Origin of the sequence: Mycobacterium sp. E1386, assembly GCF_001672745.1 — a bacterium.
In the GTDB taxonomy this organism is placed as follows: domain Bacteria; phylum Actinomycetota; class Actinomycetes; order Mycobacteriales; family Mycobacteriaceae; genus Mycobacterium.
In genome coordinates, this window is the sequence record NZ_LZKH01000091.1 from 1 (window position 1) to 584 (window position 584).

A 584-nucleotide genomic window follows, 5' to 3' on the forward strand; every position below is an offset into this window, starting at 1 on the left:
TGGCCAGCCCCGGGTCCAGCGCGGGAGCCGACCCGAAGTTGCCGATGCGCTCACCCAGCGGCGGCACCCCGGCCAGCATCGACACCGCGGCGGCGCCCTGCGAGAAACCGCCGAGCACCAGCTTCGTCGCCGGGCACTGGTCGGCCATCTCCGCGATGTGATCGCGGGCGTCGTTGGCGCCGTCCGCGGTTTGCAGGAAGTTGTAGCTGGCCGGGTAGTTCACCGCGTACGCGTCGACGCTGCGCGAGCCGAGGGCCGGCTGCAGCGCGGCGAGCAGCGCGTCTCCGGCGACCCCGAGACCGGGCGGCTCGGCGGTGCCGCGGGCGAAGATGAGCTGAACGTCGGGACATCCGTCGGCCCGCGCCGGCGCCAGCGGACCGGTGGCGATCGAAAGAGCCGCCACCGCAACGGCGACGGCCAGGCCGGCAATCGGCCACAGTGGGGGAGCTTAGCGGCGCGGTGGCACACGCCGGAATATGTGAAAATCTGCCGCATGAATCTTCGTAAGTGGCCGATTGCCGGCCTGGCCGTCGCCGTTGCGGTGGCGGCTCTTTCGATCGCCACCGGTCCGCTGGCGCCGGCGC

The 584-nt window shown here is 72.4% G+C and carries 1 protein-coding gene; it reads right to left on the reverse strand.

Annotation, left to right across the window (positions count from 1 at the left end):
• On the reverse strand, nucleotides 1-403 hold a 403-nt coding region (locus tag A5709_RS10545; protein WP_068119788.1), incomplete at its 3' end, for a cutinase family protein.
• Between the last annotated feature and the right edge of the window lie 181 nt (nucleotides 404-584).